24 protein-coding genes are annotated in these 25,919 nt (G+C 69.1%); 9 read left to right on the forward strand and 15 right to left on the reverse strand.

Annotated elements, in window-relative coordinates; translation table 11 throughout:
- Positions 1-99 precede the first annotated feature (99 nt).
- Positions 100-1,218, forward strand: coding sequence for a hypothetical protein (locus tag J7I98_RS00665; RefSeq protein WP_251019919.1), 1,119 nt, complete (start codon positions 100-102; stop codon positions 1,216-1,218).
- A 90-nt stretch (positions 1,219-1,308) separates the two neighbouring features.
- On the opposite strand, the gene J7I98_RS00670 is transcribed toward J7I98_RS00665, so the two are convergent.
- Genes J7I98_RS00670 through J7I98_RS00705 form a run of 8 tightly spaced genes read right to left on the reverse strand, consistent with a single transcriptional unit; the run spans position 1,309 to position 7,870 of the window.
- The gene (locus J7I98_RS00670; RefSeq protein ID WP_214914390.1) at positions 1,309-1,662 is read right to left on the reverse strand and encodes a metal-sulfur cluster assembly factor; all 354 of its coding nucleotides are present in this window, start codon (positions 1,660-1,662) and stop codon (positions 1,309-1,311) included.
- On the reverse strand, positions 1,659-2,123 hold the full coding sequence (gene sufU, locus J7I98_RS00675) for a Fe-S cluster assembly sulfur transfer protein SufU (RefSeq protein WP_214914392.1): 465 nt from the start codon (positions 2,121-2,123) through the stop codon (positions 1,659-1,661). Before sufU ends, J7I98_RS00670 begins: the two co-directional genes overlap by 4 nt.
- Before the next feature lie 11 nt (positions 2,124-2,134).
- A complete protein-coding gene (locus tag J7I98_RS00680; protein ID WP_214914394.1) occupies positions 2,135-3,391 on the reverse strand; it encodes a cysteine desulfurase in 1,257 nt (418 codons plus the stop codon).
- Positions 3,388-4,152, reverse strand: coding sequence for a Fe-S cluster assembly ATPase SufC (sufC, locus tag J7I98_RS00685; protein ID WP_214914396.1), 765 nt, complete (start codon positions 4,150-4,152; stop codon positions 3,388-3,390). The genes J7I98_RS00680 and sufC overlap by 4 nt, the downstream gene beginning before the upstream one ends.
- Positions 4,153-4,159: 7 nt before the next feature.
- On the reverse strand, positions 4,160-4,477 hold the full coding sequence (locus J7I98_RS00690; RefSeq protein WP_214914398.1) for a non-heme iron oxygenase ferredoxin subunit: 318 nt from the start codon (positions 4,475-4,477) through the stop codon (positions 4,160-4,162).
- Positions 4,477-5,655, reverse strand: coding sequence for a Fe-S cluster assembly protein SufD (sufD, locus tag J7I98_RS00695; protein WP_214914401.1), 1,179 nt, complete (start codon positions 5,653-5,655; stop codon positions 4,477-4,479). Before sufD ends, J7I98_RS00690 begins: the two co-directional genes overlap by 1 nt.
- Positions 5,656-5,714: 59 nt before the next feature.
- Positions 5,715-7,136: a Fe-S cluster assembly protein SufB gene (sufB, locus tag J7I98_RS00700; RefSeq protein WP_214914404.1), complete on the reverse strand. Its 1,422-nt coding sequence runs from the start codon at positions 7,134-7,136 to the stop codon at positions 5,715-5,717.
- Positions 7,133-7,870: a metalloregulator ArsR/SmtB family transcription factor gene (locus J7I98_RS00705; protein WP_214914407.1), complete on the reverse strand. Its 738-nt coding sequence runs from the start codon at positions 7,868-7,870 to the stop codon at positions 7,133-7,135. Before J7I98_RS00705 ends, sufB begins: the two co-directional genes overlap by 4 nt.
- A gap of 181 nt (positions 7,871-8,051) precedes the next feature.
- Between J7I98_RS00705 and J7I98_RS00710 the strand changes: the two genes are divergently transcribed.
- The 3 genes from J7I98_RS00710 to J7I98_RS00720 are packed head-to-tail and all read left to right on the forward strand — an operon-like array spanning position 8,052 to position 10,805.
- Positions 8,052-9,011, forward strand: a complete 960-nt coding sequence (locus J7I98_RS00710; RefSeq protein WP_214914410.1) for an ABC transporter ATP-binding protein — start codon at positions 8,052-8,054, stop codon at positions 9,009-9,011.
- The gene (locus J7I98_RS00715) at positions 9,008-9,775 is read left to right on the forward strand and encodes an ABC transporter permease (protein ID WP_214914413.1); all 768 of its coding nucleotides are present in this window, start codon (positions 9,008-9,010) and stop codon (positions 9,773-9,775) included. Before J7I98_RS00710 ends, J7I98_RS00715 begins: the two co-directional genes overlap by 4 nt.
- Positions 9,776-9,830: 55 nt before the next feature.
- Positions 9,831-10,805, forward strand: a complete 975-nt coding sequence (locus J7I98_RS00720; RefSeq protein WP_214914415.1) for a heme A synthase — start codon at positions 9,831-9,833, stop codon at positions 10,803-10,805.
- On the opposite strand, the gene J7I98_RS00725 is transcribed toward J7I98_RS00720, so the two are convergent.
- The 3 genes from J7I98_RS00725 to J7I98_RS00735 form a co-directional block, all read right to left on the reverse strand.
- Entirely contained in the window at positions 10,782-11,918 is a 1,137-nt protein-coding gene (locus J7I98_RS00725) for an amidohydrolase family protein (RefSeq protein WP_214914418.1), read from the reverse strand. The genes J7I98_RS00720 and J7I98_RS00725 overlap by 24 nt on opposite strands.
- Positions 11,919-12,003: 85 nt before the next feature.
- Positions 12,004-12,330 (reverse strand): hypothetical protein, encoded by a 327-nt coding sequence (locus J7I98_RS00730; protein WP_214914421.1) that lies wholly within the window; start codon positions 12,328-12,330, stop codon positions 12,004-12,006.
- A 293-nt stretch (positions 12,331-12,623) separates the two neighbouring features.
- Positions 12,624-13,577 carry a heme o synthase gene (locus tag J7I98_RS00735; RefSeq protein ID WP_214914424.1) on the reverse strand — a complete coding sequence of 318 codons (954 nt, stop codon included), beginning with the start codon at positions 13,575-13,577 and terminating at the stop codon, positions 12,624-12,626.
- A gap of 321 nt (positions 13,578-13,898) precedes the next feature.
- Between J7I98_RS00735 and tkt the strand changes: the two genes are divergently transcribed.
- Genes tkt through pgl form a run of 5 tightly spaced genes read left to right on the forward strand, consistent with a single transcriptional unit; the run spans position 13,899 to position 20,479 of the window.
- Positions 13,899-15,968 carry a transketolase gene (gene tkt / locus J7I98_RS00740; protein ID WP_214914426.1) on the forward strand — a complete coding sequence of 690 codons (2,070 nt, stop codon included), beginning with the start codon at positions 13,899-13,901 and terminating at the stop codon, positions 15,966-15,968.
- Between the two features lie 34 nt (positions 15,969-16,002).
- Entirely contained in the window at positions 16,003-17,121 is a 1,119-nt protein-coding gene (gene tal, locus J7I98_RS00745) for a transaldolase (RefSeq protein ID WP_214914428.1), read from the forward strand.
- A gap of 3 nt (positions 17,122-17,124) precedes the next feature.
- The gene (gene zwf, locus J7I98_RS00750; RefSeq protein ID WP_214914430.1) at positions 17,125-18,648 is read left to right on the forward strand and encodes a glucose-6-phosphate dehydrogenase; all 1,524 of its coding nucleotides are present in this window, start codon (positions 17,125-17,127) and stop codon (positions 18,646-18,648) included.
- Entirely contained in the window at positions 18,645-19,700 is a 1,056-nt protein-coding gene (opcA, locus tag J7I98_RS00755; protein ID WP_214914432.1) for a glucose-6-phosphate dehydrogenase assembly protein OpcA, read from the forward strand. Before zwf ends, opcA begins: the two co-directional genes overlap by 4 nt.
- Complete coding sequence (pgl, locus tag J7I98_RS00760; protein ID WP_214914434.1) at positions 19,697-20,479, forward strand: 6-phosphogluconolactonase; 783 nt, start codon at positions 19,697-19,699, stop codon at positions 20,477-20,479. The genes opcA and pgl overlap by 4 nt, the downstream gene beginning before the upstream one ends.
- Positions 20,480-20,553: 74 nt before the next feature.
- Here the strand turns inward: pgl and J7I98_RS00765 are convergent, their stop codons facing one another.
- The 4 genes from J7I98_RS00765 to J7I98_RS00780 all read right to left on the reverse strand — a co-directional run bounded on the left by J7I98_RS00765 (position 20,554) and on the right by J7I98_RS00780 (position 25,876).
- A complete protein-coding gene (locus J7I98_RS00765) occupies positions 20,554-21,486 on the reverse strand; it encodes a carbohydrate ABC transporter permease (RefSeq protein ID WP_214914436.1) in 933 nt (310 codons plus the stop codon).
- On the reverse strand, positions 21,483-22,823 hold the full coding sequence (locus J7I98_RS00770; protein WP_214914438.1) for an ABC transporter permease subunit: 1,341 nt from the start codon (positions 22,821-22,823) through the stop codon (positions 21,483-21,485). The genes J7I98_RS00765 and J7I98_RS00770 overlap by 4 nt, the downstream gene beginning before the upstream one ends.
- 11 nt (positions 22,824-22,834) lie before the next feature.
- Positions 22,835-24,139, reverse strand: coding sequence for an ABC transporter substrate-binding protein (locus J7I98_RS00775; protein ID WP_374225048.1), 1,305 nt, complete (start codon positions 24,137-24,139; stop codon positions 22,835-22,837).
- Between the two features lie 69 nt (positions 24,140-24,208).
- Positions 24,209-25,876 carry a glycoside hydrolase family 13 protein gene (locus tag J7I98_RS00780; RefSeq protein WP_214914444.1) on the reverse strand — a complete coding sequence of 556 codons (1,668 nt, stop codon included), beginning with the start codon at positions 25,874-25,876 and terminating at the stop codon, positions 24,209-24,211.
- Positions 25,877-25,919 lie beyond the last annotated feature (43 nt).

The following is a 25,919-nucleotide window of genomic DNA, read 5'->3' on the forward strand; positions in this document are numbered from 1 at the left end:
CACGCCGTTGTGTACGCCCGTACACATAAGCGGGGAACGCACCGCACCGCCATTCCGCCCCAGGCGCCCACCCGTTACGGTGTAGCGCCTGGTCAGGGCATGAAACGTAACGGAGTGACAGTGGCGCACGATTCGGGATGGAACGGCCCCCACAGCGGCGGACCGTACGCAGGACCCCCGCCGCCCGGCTGGGGCGGCGGATGGATGCCGCCTCCGCCCCCGCCGCCCAAGCCGGGAGTGATACCCCTCGGTCCGCTCGGCCTGGGCGACATCCTGGGCGGCACGTTCACCACCATGGGCCGCTACTGGAAGCAGCTGTTCGGCATAGCCGTGCTGATGTACGGCGGAGCGCTGCTCGTGGTGGTCGGCGCCGTCGCCGTCGCCCTCTCCGCCACCCACGACACCCTGCAGACGGTCTTCGACAGCACCAACGACGAGGACCCGCCGTGGGACGAGTTGTGGACTCTGCTGATCTCCTTCGGCGCGGTGTGGATCGTCGCCATGCTGTCGATGGTGGTCGCCACCGCCACCATCATGGCCGCCTGCCCCGCGGTGCTCCAGGACGCGGTGCTCGGCCGCCGTACGACCATCGGCGCGGTGTGGCGCCGTGCCTGGCCGCGGGTGCCCGCCGTCATCGGCGCGATGCTGCTGCCCTGGCTGGTCGCCATGGTCACCATGGGCCTGTTCATGGTGAGTTACGTCGTGCTGATCGTGTCGTTCCTGTCGCAGGACACCAGTGGCGCCTGGGCGGCCCTGGGCTTCGTGGCGTTCCTCGCGTTCGTCCCGCTGGCCGTCTGGCTCTGGGTGCGGTTCAGCCTGGCGCCGGCCGCCGTGGTCTTCGAGTCGCAGGGGCCGGTCGCGGCGCTGCGCCGCTCGTCGCAGCTGGTACAGGGCGCCTGGTGGCGGATCTTCGGCATCACCGTGCTGGCCTCGATCATGGCCATGGTCGCGGGCTACATCATCCAGCTCCCGCTCACCATGATCGGCGCGCTGACGAGCATGCCGGGCATGGCCGAGGCGGGCCCCGAGCCCGGCGTGGGCGAGGCGCTCGTCGCGATGGGCTCGTACCTGGTGTTCATCCTGCTGGGCAGCATCATCAGCCAGATCGTGGCCACCACTTTCCCCCAGCTGGTGACCGGCCTGCTGTACGTCGACCAGCGCATCCGCAAGGAGAACCTGGCCCCGGTGCTCGCCGAGGCGGCGGCGGACCGGTACTGAGCGGACCGTACTCGGACCGTACCGATACGCCGAGAGGCCCCCGGCAGTGCCGGGGGCCTCTCGGAAGTCTGGCTGGTCGGTCGGCTCGTCTCAGACGTTGAAGCCGAGCGCGCGGAGCTGCTCGCGGCCGTCATCCGTGATCTTGTCCGGGCCCCACGGCGGCATCCAGACCCAGTTGATCTTCAGCTCGCTGACGATCCCCTCGGTCGCCGACTTCGCCTGGTCCTCGATGACATCGGTCAGCGGGCAGGCCGCGGACGTCAGCGTCATGTCGAGCGTGGCGACGTTCGAGTCGTCGATGTGGACGCCGTAGATCAGGCCGAGGTTCACGACGTCGATGCCCAGCTCGGGGTCGACCACGTCGTAGAGGGCCTCGCGGACCTCTTCCTCGGAGGCCGGCTTGGTCTTGAGACTCTCGGTGGGTGTCGCAGCGTTGTCAGTCATGCGGTCTTCCTCTCGGCGCTCTCGCCCAGTGCCTGGGCCGTCGCGTCCTTCCATGCCATCCAGCTCAGCAGAGCACACTTCACACGCGCCGGATACTTCGAGACACCGGCGAACGCGACCGCGTCCTCCAGCACCTCTTCCATCGCGTCGTCCGGCTCGATCTTGCCCTTGGACTGCATCAGCTCCAGGAACGTGGCCTGGATCTTCTGCGCCTCGGCCAGCTCTTTGCCGACCAGCAGATCATTCAGCACGGAGGCACTGGCCTGGCTGATGGAACAGCCCTGGCCCTCGTACGAGACATCGGCGATCGTGTCGCCGTCGTACTTCACGCGAAGCGTGATCTCGTCGCCACATGTCGGGTTGACGTGGTGCACCTCGGCATCGCCGTCCCGGAGCCCGCGCCCGTGGGGGTGCTTGTAGTGGTCCAGGATGACTTCCTGGTACATCGAATCCAGCTTCACGATCCCAGTCCTCAGCCGAAGAAGTTCCGGACGTGCTCCAGGCCGTCGACCAGGGCATCGACCTCGGCCGGCGTGGAGTACAGATAGAACGACGCTCGCGTGGTCGCAGGAATTCCGTACCGCAGGCAGACAGGCCGCGCGCAGTGGTGTCCGACGCGGACCGCGATGCCCAGCTCGTCGAGGACCTGGCCCACGTCGTGGGGGTGGATGTCACCCAGTGTGAACGAGATCGTCGCCCCGCGCTCCTCGGCCGTCGTCGGGCCGATGATCCGCAGACCGGGTACCTCCAGCAGGCGCTTCACCGCGTACTCGGTGATCGCGTGCTCGTGCGCGGCGATGTTCTCCATGCCGATCGAGGTGAGGTAGTCCACGGCCGCGCCGAGGCCGACGGCCTGGGCGATCGGGGGCGTACCGGCCTCGAACTTGTGCGGAGCGGGCGCGTACGTCGACGAGCTCATCGAAACGGTCTCGATCATCTCGCCGCCGCCGAGGAACGGCGGGAGGTCCTCAAGGAGCTCCTGGCGTCCCCACAGCACACCGATGCCGGTCGGGCCGACCATCTTGTGGCCGGTGAAGGCCACGAAGTCGGCCTGCAGCGCCTGTACGTCGAGGGGCATGTGCGGCGCGGCCTGCGAGGCGTCGATGCAGACCAGCGCGCCGACCTCCTGCGCACGGCGGATGATCGCCTCGACCGGGTTGACCGTGCCCATGATGTTGGAGACCAGCGTGAAGGAGACGATCTTCGTCTTCTCGGTGATGATCTCGTCAATGTTGGACAGGTCGAGGCGGCCGTCGTCGGTGATGCCGAACCACTTCAGCTTCGCGCCCGTGCGCTGCGAGAGCAGCTGCCACGGCACGATGTTGGAGTGGTGCTCCATCTCCGTGATGACGATCTCGGTGTCGCTGTCCACGCGGTAGGGCTCGTCGGCCCAGCCCAGCATGTTGGCGACGAGGTTGAGCGACTCGGAGGCGTTCTTCGTGAAGATGACCTCGTCGCGGCTCGGCGCGTTGATGAAGGCGGCGACCTTGTCGCGGGCGCCCTCGTACAGCGCCGTGGCCTCCTCGGCGAGCACATGGACGCCACGGTGGACGTTGGCGTTGCTCTGCTCGTAGTACGCGTTCAGCGCGTCGAGGACCTGGCGCGGCTTCTGTGAAGTCGCCGCGTTGTCCAGGTAAACGATCTTCTTCCCGTCGTGGACCACACGATCCAGGATGGGGAAGTCCTTGCGGATCGCCTCGGTGTCGAGAAGGCCCGGCAGCTGTGTCACGCGGTTACGCCACCCTTCGTGTACTTCTCGTAGCCCTCGGCCTCGAGCTCGTCGGCCAGCTCAGGGCCACCGGACGCCACGATCCTGCCGTTGGCGAAGACGTGGACGAAGTCCGGCTTGATGTAGCGCAGGATGCGCGTGTAGTGCGTGATCAGCAGCGTGCCGACCTCGCCGCTCGCGTGGACGCGGTTGACGCCCTCGGAGACCTGGCGAAGCGCGTCGACGTCGAGGCCGGAGTCGGTCTCGTCGAGGATCGCGATCTTCGGCTTGAGGAGCTCCAGCTGGAGGATCTCGTGGCGCTTCTTCTCACCGCCGGAGAAGCCCTCGTTGACGTTGCGCTCGGCGAAGGCCGGGTCCATCTGGAGGGTCTCCATGGCCGTCTTGACCTCCTTCACCCAGGTACGCAGCTTGGGGGCCTCGCCGCGCATCGCCGTCGCCGACGTACGCAGGAAGTTGGAGACCGAGACGCCGGGGACCTCGACCGGGTACTGCATGGCCAGGAACATGCCGGCGCGGGCGCGCTCGTCGACGGTCATCTCCAGGACGTCCTCACCATCGAGGGTGACGGTGCCGCTGGTGATCGTGTACTTGGGGTGACCCGCGATCGAGTACGCGAGGGTGGACTTGCCGGAGCCGTTGGGGCCCATGATGGCGTGGGTCTCGCCCTGCTTCACGGTCAGGTCGACGCCCTTGAGGATCTCCTTCGTGGCGTTGTCGGCCTCGACGGAAACGTGCAGGTCGCGGATTTCAAGCGTAGCCATGGGTGTCTCAGGACTCCTGTGTGACGGAGACGAGCACATCGTCCCCTTCGATCTTGACGGGGTATACGGGGACGGGGCGCGTCGCGGGAAGGCCGGACGGCTTGCCGGTGCGGAGGTCGAAGCTCGAGCCGTGCAGCCAGCACTCGATCATGCAGTCCTCGACTTCGCCCTCCGAGAGGGAGACGTTCGCGTGCGAGCAGATGTCGTTGATCGCGAACACCTCGCCCTCGGTGAGGACGACGGATACCGGCGTGCCGTCGAGTTCCACCCTCTTCGGGGTGTCCTCCTCCAGCTCGCTCAGCGCACAGGCTCGGGCGAAGGCCATCAGACGGATGCCTCCAGCTCCGCGTCGATCTTGTCGAGGAGGCGCTCCTCCACGTCCGGCAGACCGATCTTCTGCACCAGCTCGGCGAAGAAGCCGCGGACGACGAGGCGGCGGGCCTCTCCGGCCGGGATGCCGCGGGCCATGAGGTAGAAGAGCTGCTCGTCGTCGAAGCGGCCGGTCGCCGAGGCGTGGCCGGCGCCGACGATCTCGCCGGTCTCGATCTCCAGGTTCGGCACGGAGTCGACGCGCGCACCGTCCGTGAGGACGAGGTTGCGGTTCAGCTCGTACGTGTCGGTGCCCTCGGCGGTGGCCTCGATGAGGACGTCACCGATCCACACAGCGTGGGCGCCCTCGCCCTGGAGCGCGCCCTTGTAGGCGACATTGGACTTGCAGTGCGGGGTGTTGTGGTCGACCAGCAGGCGGTGCTCCTGGTGCTGGCCGGCATCGGTGAAGTACAGGCCGAAGAGCTCGACCTCGCCACCGGTGCCCGCGTACTGCACGCGCGGGTGGAGGCGTACGACATCGCCGCCGAAGGTCACCACGACCGACTTGAACGAGGCGTCGCGGCCGATCAGCGCGTTGTGCTGCGCGACGTGGACGGCCTTTTCGTCCCAGTCCTGGACGGACACGACGGTCAGCTTCGCGCCGTCGCCGACGATGAAGTCGACATTGGCGGCAAGCACGGCGTCACCGGTGTGATCGATGACGACGACAGCCTCGGCGAAGGCGCCCAGCTCGACGACCTGGTGGCCGTAGGCGGTGCCACCCTCGCCGTGCACGGCGATCCGGATCGGCTCGCTCAGCACAGCCTCCTTGGGCACCGAGACGACCGAGGCCTTCTCGAAGGAGCTGTACGCCTGAGCGGCGACCCGGTCCGCCGGGGTGCCGGCCTTGCCGAGCCGCGCGTCGCCGCGGTCCACCGTCTCGACGGTGACGCCCTCGGGGGCGGACACCTCGACGGTGAGTACGCCGCCGGCCTCGGCGGTGCCGTCGTGCAGCCCGCGCAGGCGCTCGAGCGGCGTGAAGCGCCACTCCTCCTCGCGGCCGTGCGGCACCGGGAAGTCCGCCACGTCGAAGGACGGCGGGGCGCTCATGCGCGTGGCGACGGTGGACTCGGCGGCCACCGCGATGGACCCGGCAGTCGTGGAGCCCACCGGAATGTTCTGAGCCTCAGCCATGGCTGTCGTAGTGCTCTCTCTCTGGGTCAGGAATCAGTCGCTGCGGGGGGACGGTGGCGTCAGCCGACCGAACCCTCCATCTGCAGCTCGATCAGCCGGTTGAGCTCAAGCGCGTACTCCATGGGCAGCTCCTTGGCGATCGGCTCGACGAAGCCGCGGACGATCATCGCCATCGCCTCGAACTCCGTCATGCCCCGGCTCATCAGGTAGAAGAGCTGGTCGTCGGAAACCTTGGAGACCGTCGCCTCGTGGCCCATGGACACGTCGTCCTCGCGGACGTCGACGTACGGGTACGTGTCGGAGCGGGAGATCGTGTCGACCAGCAGCGCGTCACAGAGCACGTTGGACTTCGAGCCCGCGGCACCCTCGCCGATCTCGACGAGACCGCGGTAGGACGTACGGCCGCCACCTCGCGCCACCGACTTGGAGACGATGTTGGAGGAGGTGTTCGGCGCCATGTGCACCATCTTGGAGCCGGCGTCCTGGTGCTGGCCCTCGCCCGCGAAGGCGATCGACAGGGTCTCGCCCTTGGCGTGCTCGCCCATCAGGTAGACGGCCGGGTACTTCATCGTCACCTTGGAGCCGATGTTGCCGTCGACCCACTCCATGGTCGCGCCCTCGTACGCCACGGCGCGCTTGGTGACCAGGTTGTAGACGTTGTTCGACCAGTTCTGGATGGTCGTGTAGCGGCAGCGGCCGCCCTTCTTGACGATGATCTCGACGACGGCGCTGTGCAGCGAGTCCGACGAGTAGATCGGGGCGGTGCAGCCCTCGACGTAGTGGACGTACGCGTCCTCGTCGACGATGATCAGCGTCCGCTCGAACTGGCCCATGTTCTCCGTGTTGATACGGAAGTAGGCCTGGAGCGGGATGTCGACGTGGACGCCCTTGGGCACGTAGATGAACGAGCCACCGGACCACACGGCCGAGTTCAGCGAGGCGAACTTGTTGTCGCCGACCGGGATGACCGTGCCGAAGTACTCCTGGAAGAGCTCCGGGTGCTGCTTCAGCGCGGTGTCGGTGTCGAGGAAGATGACGCCCTGCTCCTCCAGGTCCTCACGGATCTGGTGGTAGACGACCTCGGACTCGTACTGGGCCGCGACACCGGCGACGAGGCGCTGCTTCTCCGCCTCGGGGATGCCGAGCTTGTCGTACGTGTTCTTGATGTCCTCGGGCAGGTCCTCCCAGGACTCCGCCTGCTTCTCCGTGGAGCGCACGAAGTACTTGATGTTGTCGAAGTCGATGCCCGACAGGTCGGCGCCCCAGTTCGGCATGGGCTTCTTGCCGAACAGCTTGAGGCCCTTGAGCCGCAGCTTCAGCATCCACTCCGGCTCGCTCTTCTTCGCCGAGATGTCGCGGACGACAGCCTCGGAGAGGCCGCGCTTGGCCTCAGCGCCTGCCGCGTCGGAGTCGGCCCAGCCGAATTCGTACGTACCCAGACCCTCGAGTTCGGGGTGGGCAGTCTCCGTGGGGAGAGTCATGCGGGGTTCCTCCCGGGCGTACTTGCAGATGCTGATGGAGTGGTCTGTGCGGTGCTGCGCGGAATGAACGTCGTACACACACCGTCGCCGTGGGCGATGGTGGCCAGACGCTGCACATGCGTTCCGAGCAGGCTGGAGAAGACCTCGGTCTCCGCCTCGCACAGTTGCGGGAATTGCTCGGCCGCGTGGGCGACCGGGCAGTGGTGCTGGCAGAGCTGCTCGCCGACCGGTGCGTTTCGCGCCGTAGCAGCGTACCCGTCGACCGACAAGGCCTTCGCAAGAGCCTCGGTCCGCTCTTCGGGAGCGACTGCATCGACCGCCTTGCGGTATGCCTCTGCCTGGACGGTCATACGCGCCCGGGCGAAGGCGGCGACTGCCGCTTCGCCCTTCTCGCCGCCGCCGGCCGCCTGGGAGATCCAGTGCAGCGCGTCGACCGCGAGCTTGTCGTACGACTGGTCGAAGGCGTCCCGGCCGCAGTCGGTGAGTGCGAACACCTTGGCGGGCCTGCCGCGCGTGCGCTGGCCGTAGACCCGCTGTTCACGGGGCTCCACGACGTTCTCCGCGACCAGTGAGTCGAGGTGGCGGCGGACCGCGGCCTGGGTGAGGCCGAGGCGCTTCGCGAGATCGGCGGCGGTGGACGGGCCGTGGTCCAGGACGGAGCGCGCGATCCGGTTGCGCGTGGATCGCTCACCGGTCGCGAGTTCCTCCTGCGGGGCCCAGCCGACGTATTTCACAACGCCATTGTTGCGTAATTCCTCAGAGCGTGACAACCCGCGTCCTGATCAAGCGCCGGTGGGCTGCATCACTTAGGTGCACCTAAGTTGACCTGCGGAAATGATCAATCCGGCCATGGTGGCCGACTATGGCCGGGACCCTCGCCGCGGCGCCCTCACCCGCCTGCCTAGACTTCCCATCATGCGCAGTGCCTTCCAGGGGGACACCCCCCGGACCCCCCGTGACCCCGTCGTCCAGGTCATAGGACTGGTCAAGCGGTACGGAACAAAGACCGCGGTCGACGGCCTCGACCTGGAGGTCCGCGCGGGCACTGTCACCGCCGTCCTCGGTCCCAACGGAGCCGGCAAGACCACCACGATCGAGACCTGCGAGGGCTACCGCAAACCGGACGCCGGCACCGCGCGCGTCCTCGGCCTCGACCCGGTCGCCGACGCGGCTGAGCTGCGCCCCCGGATCGGGGTGATGCTCCAGTCCGGCGGCGTGTACTCGGGGGCCAGGGCCGACGAGATGCTGCGCCACAAGGCCAAACTGCACGCAGATCCGCTGGACGTCGATGCGCTGATCGAGCGGCTGGGTCTCGGCAGCTGCGGCCGTACGACGTACCGGCGGCTGTCCGGCGGCCAGCAGCAGCGGCTCGCGCTGGCGATGGCCGTCGTCGGCCGCCCCGAACTGGTCTTCCTCGACGAGCCGACCGCGGGCCTCGACCCGCAGGCCCGCCGGTCCACCTGGGATCTCGTACGCGAGCTCCGTACGGACGGCGTCACCGTCGTCCTCACCACCCACTTCATGGACGAGGCCGAGCAGCTCGCCGACGACGTCGCGATCATCGACGCGGGCCGGGTCATCGCCCAGGGCAGCCCCGCCGAACTGTGCCGGGGCGGCGCCGAGAACACCCTGCGCTTCACCGGACGCCCAGGGCTCGACGTCGCGTCCCTCCTCAAGGCACTGCCCGCGGACAGCCTGGCCGCCGAGCTGACGCCGGGGACGTACCGGATCACCGGCAAGATCGACCCGCAGCTGCTGGCCACCGTCACCTCCTGGTGCGCGCAGCACGGCGTGATGCCGGACGGCATCGCGGTCGAGCGGCACACTCTGGAGGACGTGTTCCTGGAAATGACCGGTAAGGATCTCCGTTCATGAGCGTCGGTACTTACACCCCTCGGCCCGGTGCGGCGCCGCTGCCGCGGATGATCGCGGCGCAGACGGCCTTCGAAACGAAGATGCTGCTGCGCAACGGCGAGCAGCTGCTCCTGACGGTGATCATCCCGGCGCTGCTGCTGGTGCTGTTCTCGGCCGTCGACATCGTCGACACAGGCGCGGGCAAGGCCGTCGACTTCCTGGCCCCCGGCATCCTCGCCCTGGCCGTCATGTCCACCGCCTTCACCGGACAGGCCATCGCGACCGGCTTCGAGCGCCGCTACGGCGTACTCAAGCTGCTCGGCTCGTCTCCGCTGCCCCGCTGGGCCCTGATGACCGCGAAGACCCTGTCGGTGCTGGTCACCGAGGTCCTCCAGGTCGCGCTGCTGACGGCGATCGCCTTCGGCCTCGGCTGGTCCCCGCACGGCAGCCCGTTCTCCGTACTCCTGCTGCTCGTCCTCGGTACGGCCGCTTTCTCCGGCCTCGGCCTGCTGATGGCCGGCACGCTCAAGGCGGAGGCGACGCTGGCCGCGGCCAACCTTGTGTTCCTGCTGCTGCTGGTGGGCGGCGGCGTGATCGTCCCGCTCGACAAGTTCCCTGACGCCGTGCAGGCGGTGCTCGGTCTGCTGCCGATCTCGGTCCTGTCGGACGGTCTGCGCGACGTACTCCAGCACGGCGCGGGAATCCCGTGGGGCAACCTCGGGATCCTTGCGGCGTGGGCGGTACTGGGGCTCGGCACGGCCGCCCGTTTCTTCCGCTGGGAATAGGAAAACGCCCACTCCGCCCCCCCCTCGTGAATTCCTGCACAAGCCCCGCCCTACGATGGTTGCCGTGTTGACCCCCCTCGCTTTCATCGCGCAGCGCTGGACGCCCACCCCCCGTACGCTCCAGCGCGCCGCCCTCGCCGCCGTCGTGATGACCGTCGTCATCATCGTCACCGGCGGTGCGGTCCGGCTGACCAGCTCCGGCCTCGGCTGCGACACCTGGCCCAAGTGCACCGACGACAGCCTCTTCGCGACGCCCGAACAGGGCATCAACGGGGCCATCGAGTTCGGCAACCGGATGCTGACGTACGTCCTGTCGGCCGCGGTCGGCTGGGCGATCGTCGCGGCCAGGTCCACCAAGCCGTGGCGGCGCAGCCTCACCCGCCTCGGGTGGATTCAGTTCTGGGTCGTCATGGGCAACGCCGTCATCGGCGGCATCACGGTCTGGGCGGGCCTCAACCCCTGGACGGTGGCGGGGCACTTCCTCCTCGCCAATGCCCTGCTGACGGTCGCCGTGATCACCTGGCAACGCACGCGTGAGGGCGACACCGCGCCCCGGCCGCGCGTTCCGCGTCCCGTCCGCAAGCTGTCCTGGGTGCTCGTCGTGACCGCGGGAGTGCTCATCGCGCTCGGTACGACGGTGACCGGTTCGGGCAAGCACGCCGGTGACAGCAGCGACGTACCGCGCATGCCGTGGGACTGGGTCGACGCCGCCCACCTGCACGCCGTCGCCGCCTGGGTCGTCTGCGCGCTGGCCATCGCCATGTGGCTGGTTCTGCGCGTGGTGGACGCCCCCGACGACACCCGGGCCCGCGCCCGCGACCTGCTGATCGTCCTGCTCGCGCAGGGCGGCATCGGTTACGTCCAGTTCTTCACCGAGGTGCCCGAGATCCTGGTCGGCGTCCACATGCTCGGCTCCTCCCTCATGTGGATCGCGATCCTGCGGCTGGCGCTCAGCCTGCGCGAGCGCCCGCTCGAAGCGGCGGGCACGCTGCCCGCCCAGTCCGGTTCATCGGTTTCCGCCACCGTCTGACGACCGGTCCGGCAGGCCGTAGACGCGGCGGGCATTGCCCGCCGCGATCATCCCCGCCACCCGTTCCGCGTCGACCCGCGACCACGCGCCGTCGCCGACCCAGCCGCCGAGGACGCTGCTCAGCGCCTCACGGAACAGCCGCGCGCCCACCACGTGCAGCTCGGGCAGCCCGCGCGCGCCGCTGGAGAAGAGCAGCTTGCCGAAGGGCGCGAGCTCCAGGATCTCCGCGAGCACGGCGGCGGCCCGCGCGCCGGTGTGGGCGAGTGCGGGGCCCAGGTCGGCGTACACATGCGGGAAGACGCTCGCCAGGTGCGCGGCGTGGCGGTGGTACGGATAGCCGTGCAGCAGCACCAGATCGGTGCCGAGGCCCGCCGTGGCCGCGGCGAAGTCGGTGAGCAGCATCGGATCCGTACGGTCGATGCGCAGGCCGGGTCCCGCGGTGCCCGCGTGCAGTTGCAGCGGGAGCCCGGAGGCGACGGCGATCCACAGCAGGTGCCTCAGCAGTACGGGATCGGTGAGACGGCCGCCGACTCCGCGTCCCGCCAGCCAACGCCCCGCCGCCCCGCGCACCTCGCCGGGTCCGGGCGGGTCCGGCGCCAGTGCGAGTCCGTGGCGTACGCCCGCGACCGAGGTGAAGGCGACGGCGGAAGCGGCTGCGCCGTGCACGGCTTCGGCGAGGTTGGCGAGGAGGCCCTCGACGGTGCCGGAGGTGTCGGCGACCTGCTCGGCCAGCAGCTCCAGGCGCACGATCTCCCTGGCCTGCGCGTCGCCCGCGGCGGCGATCTCTCCGGGCCCTGTGAGGTCGCCCGGCAGTCCGGTGTCCACCAGATAGGTGGAAATACCAGTGCCCCTCAGCAGTCGCCTGCCCGACTCCAGCACGCCAAGTTCCCTGCGGCGCGCGAGGTAGCGCGCGGGCGGGCAGTGCGGTTCGAGGCCAAGGAGCGGCGGGCACCAGCGGCGTACGGCGAAGCCGGTCTGGGTGTCGAAGAAGGTGGTGCCCGGGGCGGGGGGCGCGGGGGTCCTGCCCAGGTAGGTCTCGAAGGTGCCGAGGCCGAGCTCCGTACGGAGAACTCCATGGCAGTACTGGTCCACCAGAGAGGGCGTATCGATCATCCGGGGCTCCTGTGGTGGATGTGCTTCCACAGGCTCTAACGGGTGACCCCCGCGTCAGGTGTTGCTCAACGGTGGCCCGACGGCCTTACGGCCGATTGTTGGAGGGGCCACCGATCTGGATGCCGGCCATGCGGCTCCACTCGTACGGGCCGGTGCGCACCTTGGCCGCGAAGTCGCCGTCGAAGGACTCGTGGAGCGTGATTCCGGCCTTCTCGGCCGCGCTCTGCGCGACGGCGTGGCTGGGGGCCACCAGGTCGCCCCACTCGCCGTCGTCACCGACGAGCACGATGCGGGTGCCCATCTGCCCTATGTACGCGAGCTGGCCTTCCGCACCGCCGTGCCGCTTGGCGAAGGCGCCGATCTCCTTGGCGAGCTTCGCCACCTTGCGCTCTGCCTGCTTCGTGTCTGCCATGAACAGGATGCTACCGACGGGTAGGCCAGTGGTCCAGCGCCTGATTCAGGGCCATGATCCAGCGCCGTCTAGGGCGTGTCCGGCGGATCAGGCCGACTTCAGGGTGCGGCTCGTTCTCGGTGCTGGTGAGCGGGGCCTGGTGCGTGCAGCTGCAAGGCGGAGGAGGGAGGCGACGCGATGGGGGTCCCCCTGTTCGAGCGCAGTCGAGAACTTGGGGGAGTCGCCGACCGACGACAACGCCGCAGATGTGCGTGCCAGGCCCCGCGGCCCAGACCTGATCCGCCGGACACGCCCTAGCGCAGGAAGGGGTCCACCGCGACCGCTACGAAGAGCAGCGAGACGTAGGTGATGGACCAGTGGAACAGCCGCATCTCCTTGAGCTTGGCGCCGGTGACTCCGGCCTTGGCGCGGGACTGCAGCCCGTGCGCCTCCTTGAGCCACCATCCGCCGGAGACGACCGCGACCACCGTGTAGAACCAGCCGGTGTAGCCGAGCGGAGTCAGCAGCAGGGAGACGGCGACCATCACCCAGCTGTAGGCGACGATCTGGCGGGCCACCACCAGGTTGGAGGCGATGACGGGAAGCATCGGCACGCCGACGCGCGCGTAGTCCTCCTTCACCTTCATCGACAGCGGCCAGTAGTGCGGCGGCGTCCAGAAGAAGATGACGAGGAAGAGAATGACGGCGGCCCAGGACATCGAGTTGGTGACCGCGGACCAGCCGATGAGGACCGGCAGGCAGCCGGCGATGCCGCCCCAGACGATGTTCTGCGCGGTGCGCCGCTTGAGGATCATCGTGTAGACGACGACGTAGAAGAGCAGCGCGCCCAGCGACAGTGCGGCGGACAGCCAGTTGATGAGCAGTCCGAACCAGAGTGTGGAGATCACCGCGAGGCTGATGCCGAAGACCAGGCACTCGCGCGGGCTCACCATGCCGGTGACCAGCGGGCGCTGCGACGTGCGGTCCATCAGGGCGTCGATGTCGCGGTCGATGTACATGTTGAGCGCGTTCGCGCCGCCCGCGGAGAGGTAACCGCCGAGGCAGGTCGCCAGGACCAGCCACAGATCGGGCACACCCTGCTCCGCCAGGAACATCACCGGAACGGTGGTGATCAGCAGCAGTTCGATGATCCGAGGCTTGGTCAGTGCCACGAACGCCTTGACCCGGGCTCCGAATGGCCGATGGCCCGCCGGGCTGGGAGTCAAGGCGACCCCTGCGGGTCGGGACTCGACGGCCGTCACGCACACCCCTGACAGAGAAATTCCAGCAAGCTACCGGACGTGAAGGCCCGGTAAAGACTTGCGCGTACCACGCCACTGTAGACGTTGCCCATAGGCCGATCTCCGCCGGGGTGGGTCGTGTTGAGCAGGGCCCGGACCGGGTCCGTAATGAGGAAGGTGAACGTCAGGAGGCGAACCCCCGCAGCCGCCCGCACCCTGGCCTGTGTCCGTTTTTGTCCACGACGTGAACTCGAAATGATGCGTGTTCTCGCGGGGGTAGGCTCGACAACGCCCGGTGCGGCTACCAGTCACCGGGATTCGACATGTGGAGAGGAGCCCTGACTCAGGGTGAGCACCAAGCCGACGAGCACAGATCTCGAGTGGACCGATCTGGACCAGCGGGCTGTCGATACCGTCCGCGTCCTGGCCATGGATTCCGTACAGAAGGTCGGCAACGGCCACCCTGGTACGGCCATGAGCCTCGCACCGGCCGCATATGTTCTTTTCCAGAAGTTGATGCGGCACGACCCGAGTGATGCGAACTGGACGGGCCGCGATCGATTCGTGCTCTCCCCCGGTCACTCCAGCCTCACGCTCTACATCCAGCTCTACATGGCCGGGTACGGCCTGGAGCTCGACGACCTCAAGGCGTTCCGCACCTGGGGCAGCCTGACGCCCGGCCACCCCGAGTACGGGCACACGGTCGGCGTGGAGACCACGACCGGTCCGCTGGGCCAGGGCATCGCCAACGCCGTGGGCATGGCGATGGCCGCACGCTACGAGCGCGGTCTGTTCGACCCGGAGGCCGCCGAGGGCGCGTCCCCGTTCGACCACACCATCTGGGCCATCGTCTCCGACGGCGACCTGGAGGAGGGCATCTCGGCCGAGGCGTCCTCGCTCGCGGGCCACCAGAAGCTCGGCAGCATCGTCGCTCTGTACGACGACAACCACATCTCGATCGAGGGCGACACCGAGACCGCCTTCTCCGAGGACGTGCTGAAGCGGTACGAGGCGTACGGCTGGCACGTCCAGCGCATCGAGCAGGACGCCAACGGCGACTTCGACGTCAAGGCGCTGTACGCGGCGCTGAAGGCGGCGCAGGAGGAGACCGAGCGCCCGTCGATCATCGCGGCGCGCACGATCATCGCCTGGCCCGCCCCCAACGCGCAGGGCACCGAGGCCTCGCACGGCTCGGCGCTGGGCGAGGACGAGATCGCGGCCACCAAGCGTGTGCTCGGCTTCGACCCCGAGCAGCACTTCCAGGTCGACGACGACGTCTTCGCCCACGTGCGCGAAGCGGCCGACCGCGGCCGTGAGGCGCACGCCGCCTGGGACAAGCAGTTCCAGGAGTGGTGCAACAACAACGCCGAGCGCGCCGCCACCTTCGACCGCATCGCCGCGGGCGAGCTGCCCGAGGGCTGGGAGAAGGCCGTTCCGGTCTTCGAGCCCGGCCACGCCGTGGCGACCCGTGCAGCGTCCGGCAAGGTGCTGCAGGCGCTCGGCGCGGTCGTCCCCGAGCTGTGGGGCGGCTCCGCCGACCTCGCCGGCTCGAACAACACGACGATCGACAAGACGTCGTCGTTCCTGCCCGTCGGCAACCCGCTGCCCGAGGCGAACCCGTACGGCCGTACGGTCCACTTCGGCATCCGCGAGCACGCCATGGGCTCGACGATGAACGGCATCGCGCTGCACGGCAACACCCGCATCTACGGCGGCACCTTCCTGGTGTTCTCCGACTACATGCGCCCCGCCGTCCGCCTCGCCGCGCTGATGAAGCTGCCGGTGACGTACGTGTGGACGCACGACTCCGTCGGCCTCGGCGAGGACGGCCCGACGCACCAGCCGGTCGAGCACATGGCCGCGCTGCGCGCCATCCCCGGCCTGAACATGGTCCGCCCGGCCGACGCCAACGAGACGGCGATCGCCTGGCGCGAGATCCTCCGGCGCAACGACGCGCCGCACGGTCTCGCGCTGACCCGCCAGGGCGTTCCGACGTACGACGTCAACGAGGACGCCGCGCGCGGCGGTTACGTCATGCTCGAGGCCGAGGGCGGCCAGCCGCAGGTCGTGCTGATCGGCACCGGCTCGGAGGTGCAGCTCGCCGTCGAGGCGCGCGAGCAGCTCCAGGCCGCCGGCGTTCCGGCGCGTGTGGTGTCGATGCCCTCGATCGAGTGGTTCGAGGAGCAGGACCAGGCGTACCGCGACAGCGTGCTGCCGCCGTCCGTCAAGGCCCGCGTCGCCGTTGAGGCGGGCATTGCCCTGACCTGGCACCGGTACGTCGGCGAGGCCGGCCGGATTGTCTCGCTGGAGCACTTCGGCGCTTCCGCGGACGCCAAGGTCCTCTTCCGTGAGTTCGGATTCACCGCGGACGCGGTTGCGGCCGCCGCGCGGGAATCTCTTGCCGCCGCAGCGCGCTGACGCCGGTATACGACAAGTAGGAGATGTAACTCTCATGACAGACGCACTCAAGCGCCTCTCCGACGAAGGCGTCGCGATCTGGCTTGACGACCTTTCGCGCCAGCGGATCACGTCCGGCAACCTCGCCGAGCTGATCGACCAGCAGCACGTCGTGGGCGTCACCACCAACCCGTCCATCTTCCAGAAGGCGATCTCGACGGGGCACGGTTACGACCAGCAGCTCACCGACCTCGCCGCCCGCAAGGTCACGGTCGAAGAAGCCATCCGCATGATCACGACGGCCGACGTGAGGGACGCCGCCGACATCCTGCGCCCGGTCTTCGACGCGACCGGCGGCCAGGACGGCCGGGTGTCCATCGAGGTCGACCCGCGCCTGGCGCACAACACCAGGGCGACGACGGCCGAGGCCAGGCAGCTCGCCTGGCTGGTGGACCGCCCGAACACCCTGATCAAGATCCCGGCCACCAAGGCGGGTCTCCCGGCGATCACCGAGACCATCGGTCTCGGCATCAGCGTCAATGTGACGCTGATCTTCTCGCTGGAGCGCTACCGCGAGGTCATGGACGCCTACCTGGCCGGTCTGGAGAAGGCGCGGGCCGCGGGCCTGGACCTCTCCAAGATCCACTCGGTGGCTTCGTTCTTCGTGTCCCGCGTGGACTCCGAGATCGACAAGCGCCTGGACGCCCTGGGCACCGACGACGCCAAGGCACTCAAGGGCAAGGCCGCACTGGCCAACGCCCGTCTGGCGTACGAGGCGTACGAAGAGGTCTTCTCCTCGGACCGCTGGAATGCCCTGGACAAGGCGCAGGCCAACAAGCAGCGTCCGCTGTGGGCCTCGACCGGCGTCAAGGACCCCTCGTACAAGGACACGCTGTACGTAGACGACCTCGTCGCGCCCGGCACGGTGAACACCATGCCCGAGGCGACCCTCGAAGCGACCGCCGACCACGGCCAGATCACGGGCAACACGGTCTCCGGCACCTACGAGCAGGCCCGGGCCGAGCTCGACGCCATCGAGAAGCTCGGGATCTCGTACGACGACGTGGTGCAGCTGCTCGAGGACGAGGGCGTCGACAAGTTCGAGGCGTCCTGGAACGACCTGCTCAAGTCCACCGAGGCGGAGCTCAAGCGCCTCGCCCCTTCGGAGGCCTAGAAATTGTCCAGCAGCAATCCGCTGCGTGACGCTCAGGACCGACGGCTCCCGCGTATCGCGGGGCCGTCGGGCCTGGTCATCTTTGGCGTCACGGGCGATTTGTCACGTAAAAAGTTGATGCCTGCGGTCTACGATCTTGCCAATCGTGGCCTGCTGCCGCCGGGCTTCTCGCTCATCGGCTTCGCCCGTCGCGACTGGGAGACCGAGGACTTCGCACAGGTCGTCCACGACGCCGTCAAGGAGCACGCCCGCACGCCGTTCCGCGAGGAAGTCTGGCAGCAGCTGATCCAGGGAATGCGTTTCGTCCAGGGCACCTTCGACGACGACGACGCCTTCGAGCAGCTGAAGGCCACGATCGAGGACCTCGACAAGAAGCAGGGCACCGGCGGCAACTTCGCCTTCTACCTGTCCGTACCGCCGAAGTTCTTCCCCAAGGTCGTCCAGCAGCTCAAGAAGCACGGGCTCGCCGACCAGCAGGAAGGCTCGTGGCGGCGTGCCGTCATCGAGAAGCCCTTCGGGCACGACCTGGCCTCCGCGCAGGAGCTCAACAAGGTCGTCCACGAGGTCTTCCCGCCCAACGAGGTCTTCCGGATCGACCACTACCTGGGCAAGGAAACGGTCCAGAACATCATGGCGCTGCGCTTCGCCAACACGATGTTCGAGCCGCTCTGGAACCGGTCGTACGTCGACCACATCCAGATCACGATGGCCGAGGACATCGGCATCGGCGGCCGCGCCGGCTACTACGACGGCATCGGCGCCGCCCGCGACGTCATCCAGAACCACCTCCTCCAGCTGCTCGCGCTGACCGCCATGGAGGAGCCCGCCTCCTTCGAGGCGGACGCGCTGGTCGCCGAGAAGACCAAGGTGCTCGGCGCCGTCAGGCTCCCCAAGGACCTCGGCCGCGACACCGTACGCGGGCAGTACGCGGCGGCCTGGCAGGGCGGCGAGAAGGCCGTCGGCTACCTCCAGGAAGACGGCATCGACCCCCAGTCGAAGACCGACACCTACGCGGCGATCAAGCTGGAGATCGACAACCGCCGCTGGGCGGGCGTCCCCTTCTATCTGCGTACGGGCAAGCGCCTGGGCCGCCGCGTCACCGAGATCGCGGTCGTCTTCCAGCGTGCCCCGCACTCGCCCTTCGACCACACGGCCACCGAGGAGCTGGGGCAGAACGCCCTGGTCATCCGCGTCCAGCCGGACGAGGGTGTCACGGTCCGCTTCGGTTCGAAGGTGCCGGGCACCTCGATGGAGGTCCGGGACGTGTCGATGGACTTCGCCTACGGCGAGTCCTTCACCGAGTCCAGCCCCGAGGCGTACGAGCGCCTGATCCTGGACGTCCTGCTCGGCGACGCCAACCTCTTCCCGCGGCTGGAAGAGGTCGAGCAGTCCTGGCGCATCCTCGACCCGATCGAGGACTACTGGGACGCGAACGGCAAGCCCGCGCAGTACCTGGCCGGTTCCTGGGGCCCGGTCGAGGCGGACGAAATGCTCGCACGAGACGGACGGAGCTGGCGTCGGCCATGAAGATCGACCTCACGGACACCACGTCCAGCAAGATCAACAAGGCGCTGGTCCAGGGCCGCCGCGCGATCGGCACTCCTGCCGTGGGCATGGTGCTGACCCTGGTCATCGTCACCGACGAGGAGAACGCGTACGACGCGCTCAGGGCGGCCAACGAGGCCTCCCGCGAGCACCCTTCGCGCACCCTCGTCGTCATCAAGCGGGTCTCGCGCTCGCCGCGCGACCGCTCGAAGGCACGCCTCGACGCCGAGGTACGGGTGGGCGCGGACGCGGGCACCGGTGAGACGGTCGTCCTGCGGCTGTACGGCGAGGTCATCAACCACGCCCAGTCGGTGGTGCTGCCGCTGCTGCTGCCCGACGCCCCCGTCGTCGTGTGGTGGGCGGTGAACGCGCCGCTCGACCCGGCGAAGGACCCGCTCGGCGCGCTGGCCCAGCGCCGCGTGACCGACACGTACGCCGCCGAGCACCCGATCGACGAGCTGTCGGCGCGCGCGGACGCCTACACCCCGGGCGACACCGACCTCTCCTGGACGCGCATCACGCCGTGGCGCTCGATGCTCGCGGCCGCGCTGGACCAGGTGGAGTGCGAGGTCACCTCGGTGGAGGTGGAGGGCGAGGAGTTCAACCCGAGCGTCGAGCTGCTCGGCATGTGGCTCGCCGACCGGCTGCACGTACCGGTGAAGCGGTCGATGTCGTCCGGGCCCGGCCTGACGGGCGTACAGATGGAGACCAACTGCGGGCCGATCAGGCTCCACCGGCCGGACGGTTCGCTGGCGTCCCTCTCCATCCAAGGACAGCCGGACCGCGCGGTGGCGCTCAAGCGGCGGGAGACCGCCGAGCTGATCGCCGAGGAGCTGCGCAGGCTCGACCCTGACGACACGTACGCGTCGGCGCTGAAGTTCGGTGTCGAGCGACTCGGTGAGCGGGCGACGGCAGCGCCGGCCGCGAACGAGAAGGCACCGGACGAGGCGGGCGCGGCGGACGAGCCGACGGCCAAGTCCTCCGCCGCCGCCGCGAAGAAGTCCGCACCGGCCAAGAAGGCGGCGTCGAAGTGAGCGCACCACAGCTTGTCGTTCACCACGACAAGGAGCTGATGGCGCAGGCCGCGGCGGCCAGGCTGATCACGAAGGTGGTCGACGCCCAGTCCGCGCGCGGTTCGGCGTCGGTGGTGCTGACGGGCGGCCGGAACGGCAACGGCGTGCTGGCCGCGCTCGCCTCGTCCCCCGCCAGGGACGCGATCGACTGGGCGCGGCTCGACCTGTGGTGGGGCGACGAGCGCTTCCTCCCCGCGGGGGACCCGGAGCGCAACTACACCCAGGCGTGCGACGCCCTGCTCGATTCGGTACCGGTGGACCCCGCCCGGGTCCACGCGATGCCGGCTTCGGGCGGTGCGTACAGCAATGACGTGGATGCGGCGGCCGCTGCGTACGCCACTGAACTGGCCGCGGCTGCGGGGCCAGAAGACCATGGCCCTGTCCCGACGTTCGACGTCCTGATGCTGGGCGTCGGCCCGGACACGCACGTGGCGTCGCTCTTCCCTGAGCTGCCGGCCGTCCGGGAGGCGGAGCGCACGGTGGTGGGCGTTCACGGCGCCCCGAAGCCCCCGCCCACCCGTATCTCCCTGACGCTGCCCGCGATTCGCGCGGCGCGTGAGGTGTGGCTGCTGGCGGCGGGCGAGGACAAGGCGAAGGCCGTGGCGATAGGGCTGTCGGGTGCCGGGGAGATCCAGGCCCCGGCGGCGGGCGCGTACGGGCGCAGCCGCACGCTGTGGCTGCTGGACGACGCGGCGGCCTCGCAGCTGCCGCGTGCGCTCTACCCTCCGGCAACTTTCTGACAGGAAGCGCCTGTTGCATGACTACGGCCCGGTCCGCCTTTCGGTGGACCGGGCCGTAGTCATAGGGGGTGCGGCTATTTGACGGAGCCCGCCATGACGCCCTGGACGAAGTGGCGCTGGAAGGCGAAGAAGACGGCCACCGGCACGACCAGGGAGAGGAACGCGCCGGGCGCCAGCACATCGATGTTGCTGCCGAACTGCCGTATCTGGGACTGGAGCGCCACCGTGAGCGGCTGCGACGCGCTGTCCGCGAAGAGCAGCGCCACCAGCATGTCGTTCCAGACCCACAGGAACTGGAAGATGGCCAGGCTGGCAAGGGCGGGGCGCCCCACGGGCAGGATCAGCTGGGCGAAGATCCGCCACTCGCTGCCGCCGTCCATCCGCGCCGCCTCCAGCATCTCGCGCGGGATCTCGGCGAAGTAATTGCGCAGCAGGAAGATGGCGAACGGCAGCCCGTACGCGACGTGGAAGAGCACGACGCCCGGGATGGTGCCGAAGAGCCCGAGCTGTCCGAACAGTTTCGCCACCGGCAGCAGCCCGACCTGCACCGGCACCACGAGCAGCGCCACCACCACCAGGAAGAGCGAGTCCCGCCCCGGGAACTCCAGCCAGGCGAAGGCGTACGCGGCCAGCGCGGCCAGTACGACGACCAGTGTGGTGGCCGGCACCGAAATCAGAACGGTGTTCCAGAACGCCTGGGTGATGCCCGTATCGGCGAGCAGCGCCGTGTAGTTGTCGAGCGAGAGCTGTCCGGGGCGGGTCAGCGAGGTCCACCAGCCGCTGCCCGCGTTGTCCCGCTCGGTGCGCAGTGAGGACAGGAAGAGCCCGGCCAGTGGCGTGATCCAGATCAGCCCCACGATGATCAGGACGGCCTGTACGACTCCGCTGCTGAGCCCGCGGGTCAGCCTGGCCGCCCAGGAGGGGCGTTTGGGCGCGGGGGCGGGCGGCGTCCCCGGTCCGTCCGCCGGTCGGCGCTCGCCGGTCTTGGCGACGGCGGTGACGGTCATGACTGACTCCTGCGGAAGCGGCGGACGTTGAAGAGCATGGCGGGTACGACCAGCACCAGCAGGAGCACACCGAGGGCGCTGCCAAGACCCTGGTCCTGGCCGCCGCCGAAGGACACCAGCCACATCTGGGTGGCCAGTACGGTGGCCTCTTCCTGCACCGGGCCGGGCGCGATGATGTAGACGAGGTCGAAGACCTTCATCACGTTGATCACCAGGGTCACGAAGACCACGGTCAGCACCGGGGCGAGCAGCGGCACCGTGATCCTGCGGAAGATCTGCCACTCGTTCGCGCCGTCCATCCGGGCCGCCTCCAGTGCCTCCCGGGGCAGGGCGGAGAGCCCGGCGCCGATGAGCACCATCGCGAAGCCCGTCCAGATCCACAGGTACGCGCCGATGACGGCCGGTGTGACCAGGGCGGGGCCCAGCCAGGAGATGCCCTCGTAGGGCGGCGCGAAGTTCTGTGCGGGGAGGCGGAGTTCGTACGAGCCGGGGGGCAGGTCCGCGAAGCGGAAGGAGCCGTCGGACGCGGTGGTGGCCCGCCCCGCCACCTTGCCGCCCTGTACCGCCTCGACCGCCATCTGCGGCAGTCCGCTCTCCTTGGCGTCGACCTTGCCCTGTTCGCCGCCCCCGCCGGGGGTGAAGTCCAGGTAGACGACACCGCGCAGTTCGTCCGCGGCGGCCTCGGCGGTGGCTGCCTGCCGGGCGGGCACGGCCCCGGCGGGCAGTTCGTTCGGCCGGACGCCGACGAGTCCGAGGGCGACGGTACGTCCCGGTCCCGTCTCGTCGGTCGTACGGAACGAGCCGTCGTCGGCCTTCGCCAGTCCCTGCCCGTCGCGTGCCCGGGCAGTGGGGTAGGAGGAGGCGTCCTTGAAGGTGTCGTGGACGCCGACCGCCACCGCGTTGAGCACACCCCGGTCGGGGTCCTCCTCGTACGCGAGCCGGAAGATGATGCCGGCGGCGAGGAAGGAGACCGCCATCGGCAGGAACAGCAACAGCTTGAAGGCGGTCGCCCAGCGGACCTTCTCGGTGAGTACGGCGAGGATCAGCCCGAGGCCGGTCAGCAGCGTGGGGGCGATGACGACCCAGAGGGTGCTGTTCCGGATGGCCTTGAGCGTCGCCGGGTCGCGGAACATCTCGGTGTAGTTGTCGCCGCCGACGAACCGGGTGCCCGTGGCGTCGAAGAAGCTGCGTCCTACGGAGAACAGCATCGGGTAGACGACCAGCACGCCGAGCAGCAGCAGGGCGGGGAGGGCGAACACCACGGCGACGATCCATCTGCGCCGGGTGGCGCTGCGCCGGGCACCGGCGGCGGACGAGGGGGTGGTGATGGCGGTCATGGCTGTCGCCCTCAGTTCTTGAAGGCCTTGGCCGCCGCGGCTTCGAGCGCGGCCGCGGTGCCCTTCGGGTCGGCGGGGTCGCGCAGGAAGTCCTGGAGGATCTTCCACTCGCCCATGCCCTTGGTGCCGCCGAAGGCAGCCGGGGCCTGGTCGGACATGTCGAAGCGGACGGTGTCACCGGCGTCGATGAGGGACTTGGCGGTCTTGCGTGCCGTGTCGTCGCCGTAGGCGGCCGGGTCGACCTTCTTGTTGGGCGAGAGGAAGCCGCCCGCGCCGGCCCAGACCTCGGCAGCTTCCGGGGTGGCGAGGTAGTCCATGAGCGCCATGGCGGCCTTGCGGTTGCGGCCGTCCTTGAGCACCACCGCGGCGTCGCCGCCGCTGACCACCGGTGCCTTGCCTCCGTCGACGGCGGGGAAGGGGAAGAAGGTGGCGTCCTCGCCGATCTTCCTGCCGTGCTCCTCCTTGGCTATCGAGCCGACGAAGTCGCCCTCGTAGACCATCGCGGCCTCGGGGTCGGCGCCGAAGACCTGTCCGACGGAGCTGGGGAAGTCGGTGCTCAGCGCGCCCGAACGGCCGCCCGCGACGAGGTCCTTGCCGGAGAACAGCTCGCCCAGGGTGGTGAGTGCCTTGACGACACTGGCGTCGGTCCACGGCAGCTTGTGGGCGGCGAGCCGGTCGTACTTCTCGGGGCCTGCCTGGGAGAGGTAGATGTTCTCGAACCAGTCGGTGAGCGTCCAGCCGTCCTCTCCGGCGACCGCGAAGGCGGGCAGTCCGGAGTCGGCGACCGTGGCGGAGCTCTTGAGCATCTCCGCGTAGGTCTTCGGCGGCTTGACCCCGGCCTGGTCGAGGGCGTCCGGGCTGTACCAGACCGTCGACTTGTGGGCGGCCTTGAAGTAGAGGCCGTAGAAGTCGCCGTCGACGGTGCCGTAGTTCTTCCAGACCGGCGCGAAGTTGTCCGTGACCGTCTGCTCGGTCTTCTTGTCGAGCGGCTGGAGCCAGCCCTTCTCGGCGAACTGCTTCAGCACGCCCACCTGAGGCACCATCACCACGTCGGGCGCGTTGCCACCCTCGATCTTGCTGCCGATGACGGTGGAGACGTTGTCGCCGGTGGAGATGAACTCGACCTTGGCGCCGGTCTTTTCCGAGAAGGCGTCGAGCACCTTGCGGAAGTTCTTCTGTTCCGTGCCGGACCAGACACCGGCGACAGAAACCTTCTTGCCGCTGAGGCTCTCGCCGCCACCGCCCGCGGGGGTGACGTCGCCGCCGCACGCGGTCGCGCCGAATGCGAGGGCGAGCGCCGAGGAGCAGGCTGCCATTGTCCGTCGTTGCAGTCTCATCATGGCTGTTCCTTCCGGAGAGATTGAGCAGGAGGGATCACAGGGGGGTTAAAGGGGGGCGTTGTCGCTGATCCACCAGGCGGCGGTGGACCCGGGCAGCACCCCGTTGGTACACGGGCCGCTGGCCAGCAGCGGGGTGCCCGCGACCGGAGCCGGCACAGGTGCGGTGCCGAAGTTGACCGCGCACACCAGGCCGTCGCCCCGGACGAAGGCGAGCACCTCGGGCGGGCTCTCCAGCCAGCGCAGGCCGCCGTCGGCGAACTGGGGCAGCCCGCGCCGCAGTTGCAGGCCGTCCCGGTAGAGGTGCCAGAACGAGCGGGTGTCGGCCAGCGCCCGGTCGGTTGCGTGTTCGGCGAACCACTCGGGCTGCGGCAGCCACGGCCGGGCCCCTTCGGCTCCCGAGGTGAAGCCGAACGGGGAGGCGTGGCCCGACCACGGGAGCGGGACCCGGCAGCCGTCACGTATGCGCTTGCGGCTGCCTGTACGGCGGAATATGGGGTCGGTGAGCACATCGTCGGGCAGGTCCACGACTTCCGGCAGGCCCAGCTCTTCGCCCTGGTAGATGTACGCCGATCCGGGCAGCGCCATCATCAGCAGGGCGGCGGCCCTGGCGCGCGCCGAGCCGAGGCCGCTGCCCTCGGTGCCGGATTCGCCGTAGCGGGTGACGGTGCGGACCTGGTCGTGGTTGTTGAGGACCCAGGTGACGGTGGAGCCGGTGCCCGCGATGTCCTGCATCGCGTCGGAGATGATCTTCTGGAACGCGTCGGCGTCCCAGGGGGCTCCGAGCAGGTCGAAGAAGAAGGCCTGGTGCAGCTCGTCGGGGCGTACGTACAGGGCATGTTCGCGGGCGGTGGGTACGGAGACCTCACCGACCAGCAGCCGGTCGCGGCCGTCGCGGGCGGCGTACTCCTCGCAGACCGAGCGCCAGTGGCGCCACACGTCGTGCACCTCGGGCTGGTTCCAGGCGAGCGGGTTGACCGAGTCGCGGGTCCGCTCGTCGGCCTCCGGGTCCGGGGAGTCGGGGAGTTCGGGGTGCTTGAAGAGCCCTGCCGCCACGTCGATACGGAAGCCGTCGACGCCACGGTCCAGCCAGAAGCGCAGGGCTCGGTCGAAGTGGTCGGCGACCTCGGGGTTGCGCCAGTTCAGGTCGGGCTGCTCGGGGGTGAACATGTGGAGGTACCACTGGCCGGGGGTGCCGTCCTCCTCCGTGATGCGGGACCAGGCGGGGCCGCCGAACATCGCGCGCCAGTTGTTGGGCGGCTCCTCGCCGTCCGGGCCCAGGCCGTCGGCGAAGTGGAAGCGGGCGCGGGCCGCACTGCCGGGCTCTGCGGCCAGCGCCTCGCGGAACCAGACGTGCTCGCTGGAGCAGTGGTTGGGGACAATGTCCAGCAGGATCTTGATGCCGAGCCGCCGGGCGGCGGTGACCAGCAGGTCGAATTCGGCGAGGTCCCCGAAGATCGGGTCGACGTCGCAGTAGTCGGCGACGTCGTAGCCGTGGTCGTGCTGCGGCGAGGGGTAGAACGGGCTCAGCCAGATGCCGTCGACGCCGAGCTTCTTGAGGTACGGCAACCCCGCCCGTACCCCGGCCAGGTCACCGATGCCGTCGCCGGTGCTGTCCAGGAAGCTGCGGACATACACCTGGTAAATCACCGCATCCCGCCACCAGTGGTGCGCGATGCGAAGGGGGAGGCCGTTGTCGGCCGGGGCAGTGAGCATCACCCGTTGACCTGTTCCTACTTGTGCGTGCGGGAGTGTCCAG

The sequence above is a fragment of the Streptomyces sp. ISL-98 genome (genome assembly GCF_018614055.1).
Lineage (GTDB): Bacteria > Actinomycetota > Actinomycetes > Streptomycetales > Streptomycetaceae > Streptomyces > Streptomyces spiramyceticus.

Coding starts and splice junctions, on each gene's coding strand:
- J7I98_RS00665 (WP_251019919.1), top strand. CDS start 100: ATGAAACGTAACGGAGTGACAGTGGCGCACGATTCGGGATGGAACGGC.
- J7I98_RS00670 (WP_214914390.1), bottom strand. CDS start 1,662: ATGACTGACAACGCTGCGACACCCACCGAGAGTCTCAAGACCAAGCCG.
- sufC (WP_214914396.1), bottom strand. CDS start 4,152: ATGGCTACGCTTGAAATCCGCGACCTGCACGTTTCCGTCGAGGCCGAC.
- J7I98_RS00690 (WP_214914398.1), bottom strand. CDS start 4,477: ATGGCCTTCGCCCGAGCCTGTGCGCTGAGCGAGCTGGAGGAGGACACC.
- sufD (WP_214914401.1), bottom strand. CDS start 5,655: ATGGCTGAGGCTCAGAACATTCCGGTGGGCTCCACGACTGCCGGGTCC.
- sufB (WP_214914404.1), bottom strand. CDS start 7,136: ATGACTCTCCCCACGGAGACTGCCCACCCCGAACTCGAGGGTCTGGGT.
- J7I98_RS00710 (WP_214914410.1), top strand. CDS start 8,052: ATGCGCAGTGCCTTCCAGGGGGACACCCCCCGGACCCCCCGTGACCCC.
- J7I98_RS00715 (WP_214914413.1), top strand. CDS start 9,008: ATGAGCGTCGGTACTTACACCCCTCGGCCCGGTGCGGCGCCGCTGCCG.
- J7I98_RS00720 (WP_214914415.1), top strand. CDS start 9,831: ATGGTTGCCGTGTTGACCCCCCTCGCTTTCATCGCGCAGCGCTGGACG.
- J7I98_RS00725 (WP_214914418.1), bottom strand. CDS start 11,918: ATGATCGATACGCCCTCTCTGGTGGACCAGTACTGCCATGGAGTTCTC.
- J7I98_RS00730 (WP_214914421.1), bottom strand. CDS start 12,330: ATGGCAGACACGAAGCAGGCAGAGCGCAAGGTGGCGAAGCTCGCCAAG.
- tal (WP_214914428.1), top strand. CDS start 16,003: ATGACAGACGCACTCAAGCGCCTCTCCGACGAAGGCGTCGCGATCTGG.
- opcA (WP_214914432.1), top strand. CDS start 18,645: ATGAAGATCGACCTCACGGACACCACGTCCAGCAAGATCAACAAGGCG.
- J7I98_RS00765 (WP_214914436.1), bottom strand. CDS start 21,486: ATGACCGTCACCGCCGTCGCCAAGACCGGCGAGCGCCGACCGGCGGAC.
- J7I98_RS00770 (WP_214914438.1), bottom strand. CDS start 22,823: ATGACCGCCATCACCACCCCCTCGTCCGCCGCCGGTGCCCGGCGCAGC.
- J7I98_RS00775 (WP_374225048.1), bottom strand. CDS start 24,139: ATGGCAGCCTGCTCCTCGGCGCTCGCCCTCGCATTCGGCGCGACCGCG.
- J7I98_RS00780 (WP_214914444.1), bottom strand. CDS start 25,876: ATGCTCACTGCCCCGGCCGACAACGGCCTCCCCCTTCGCATCGCGCAC.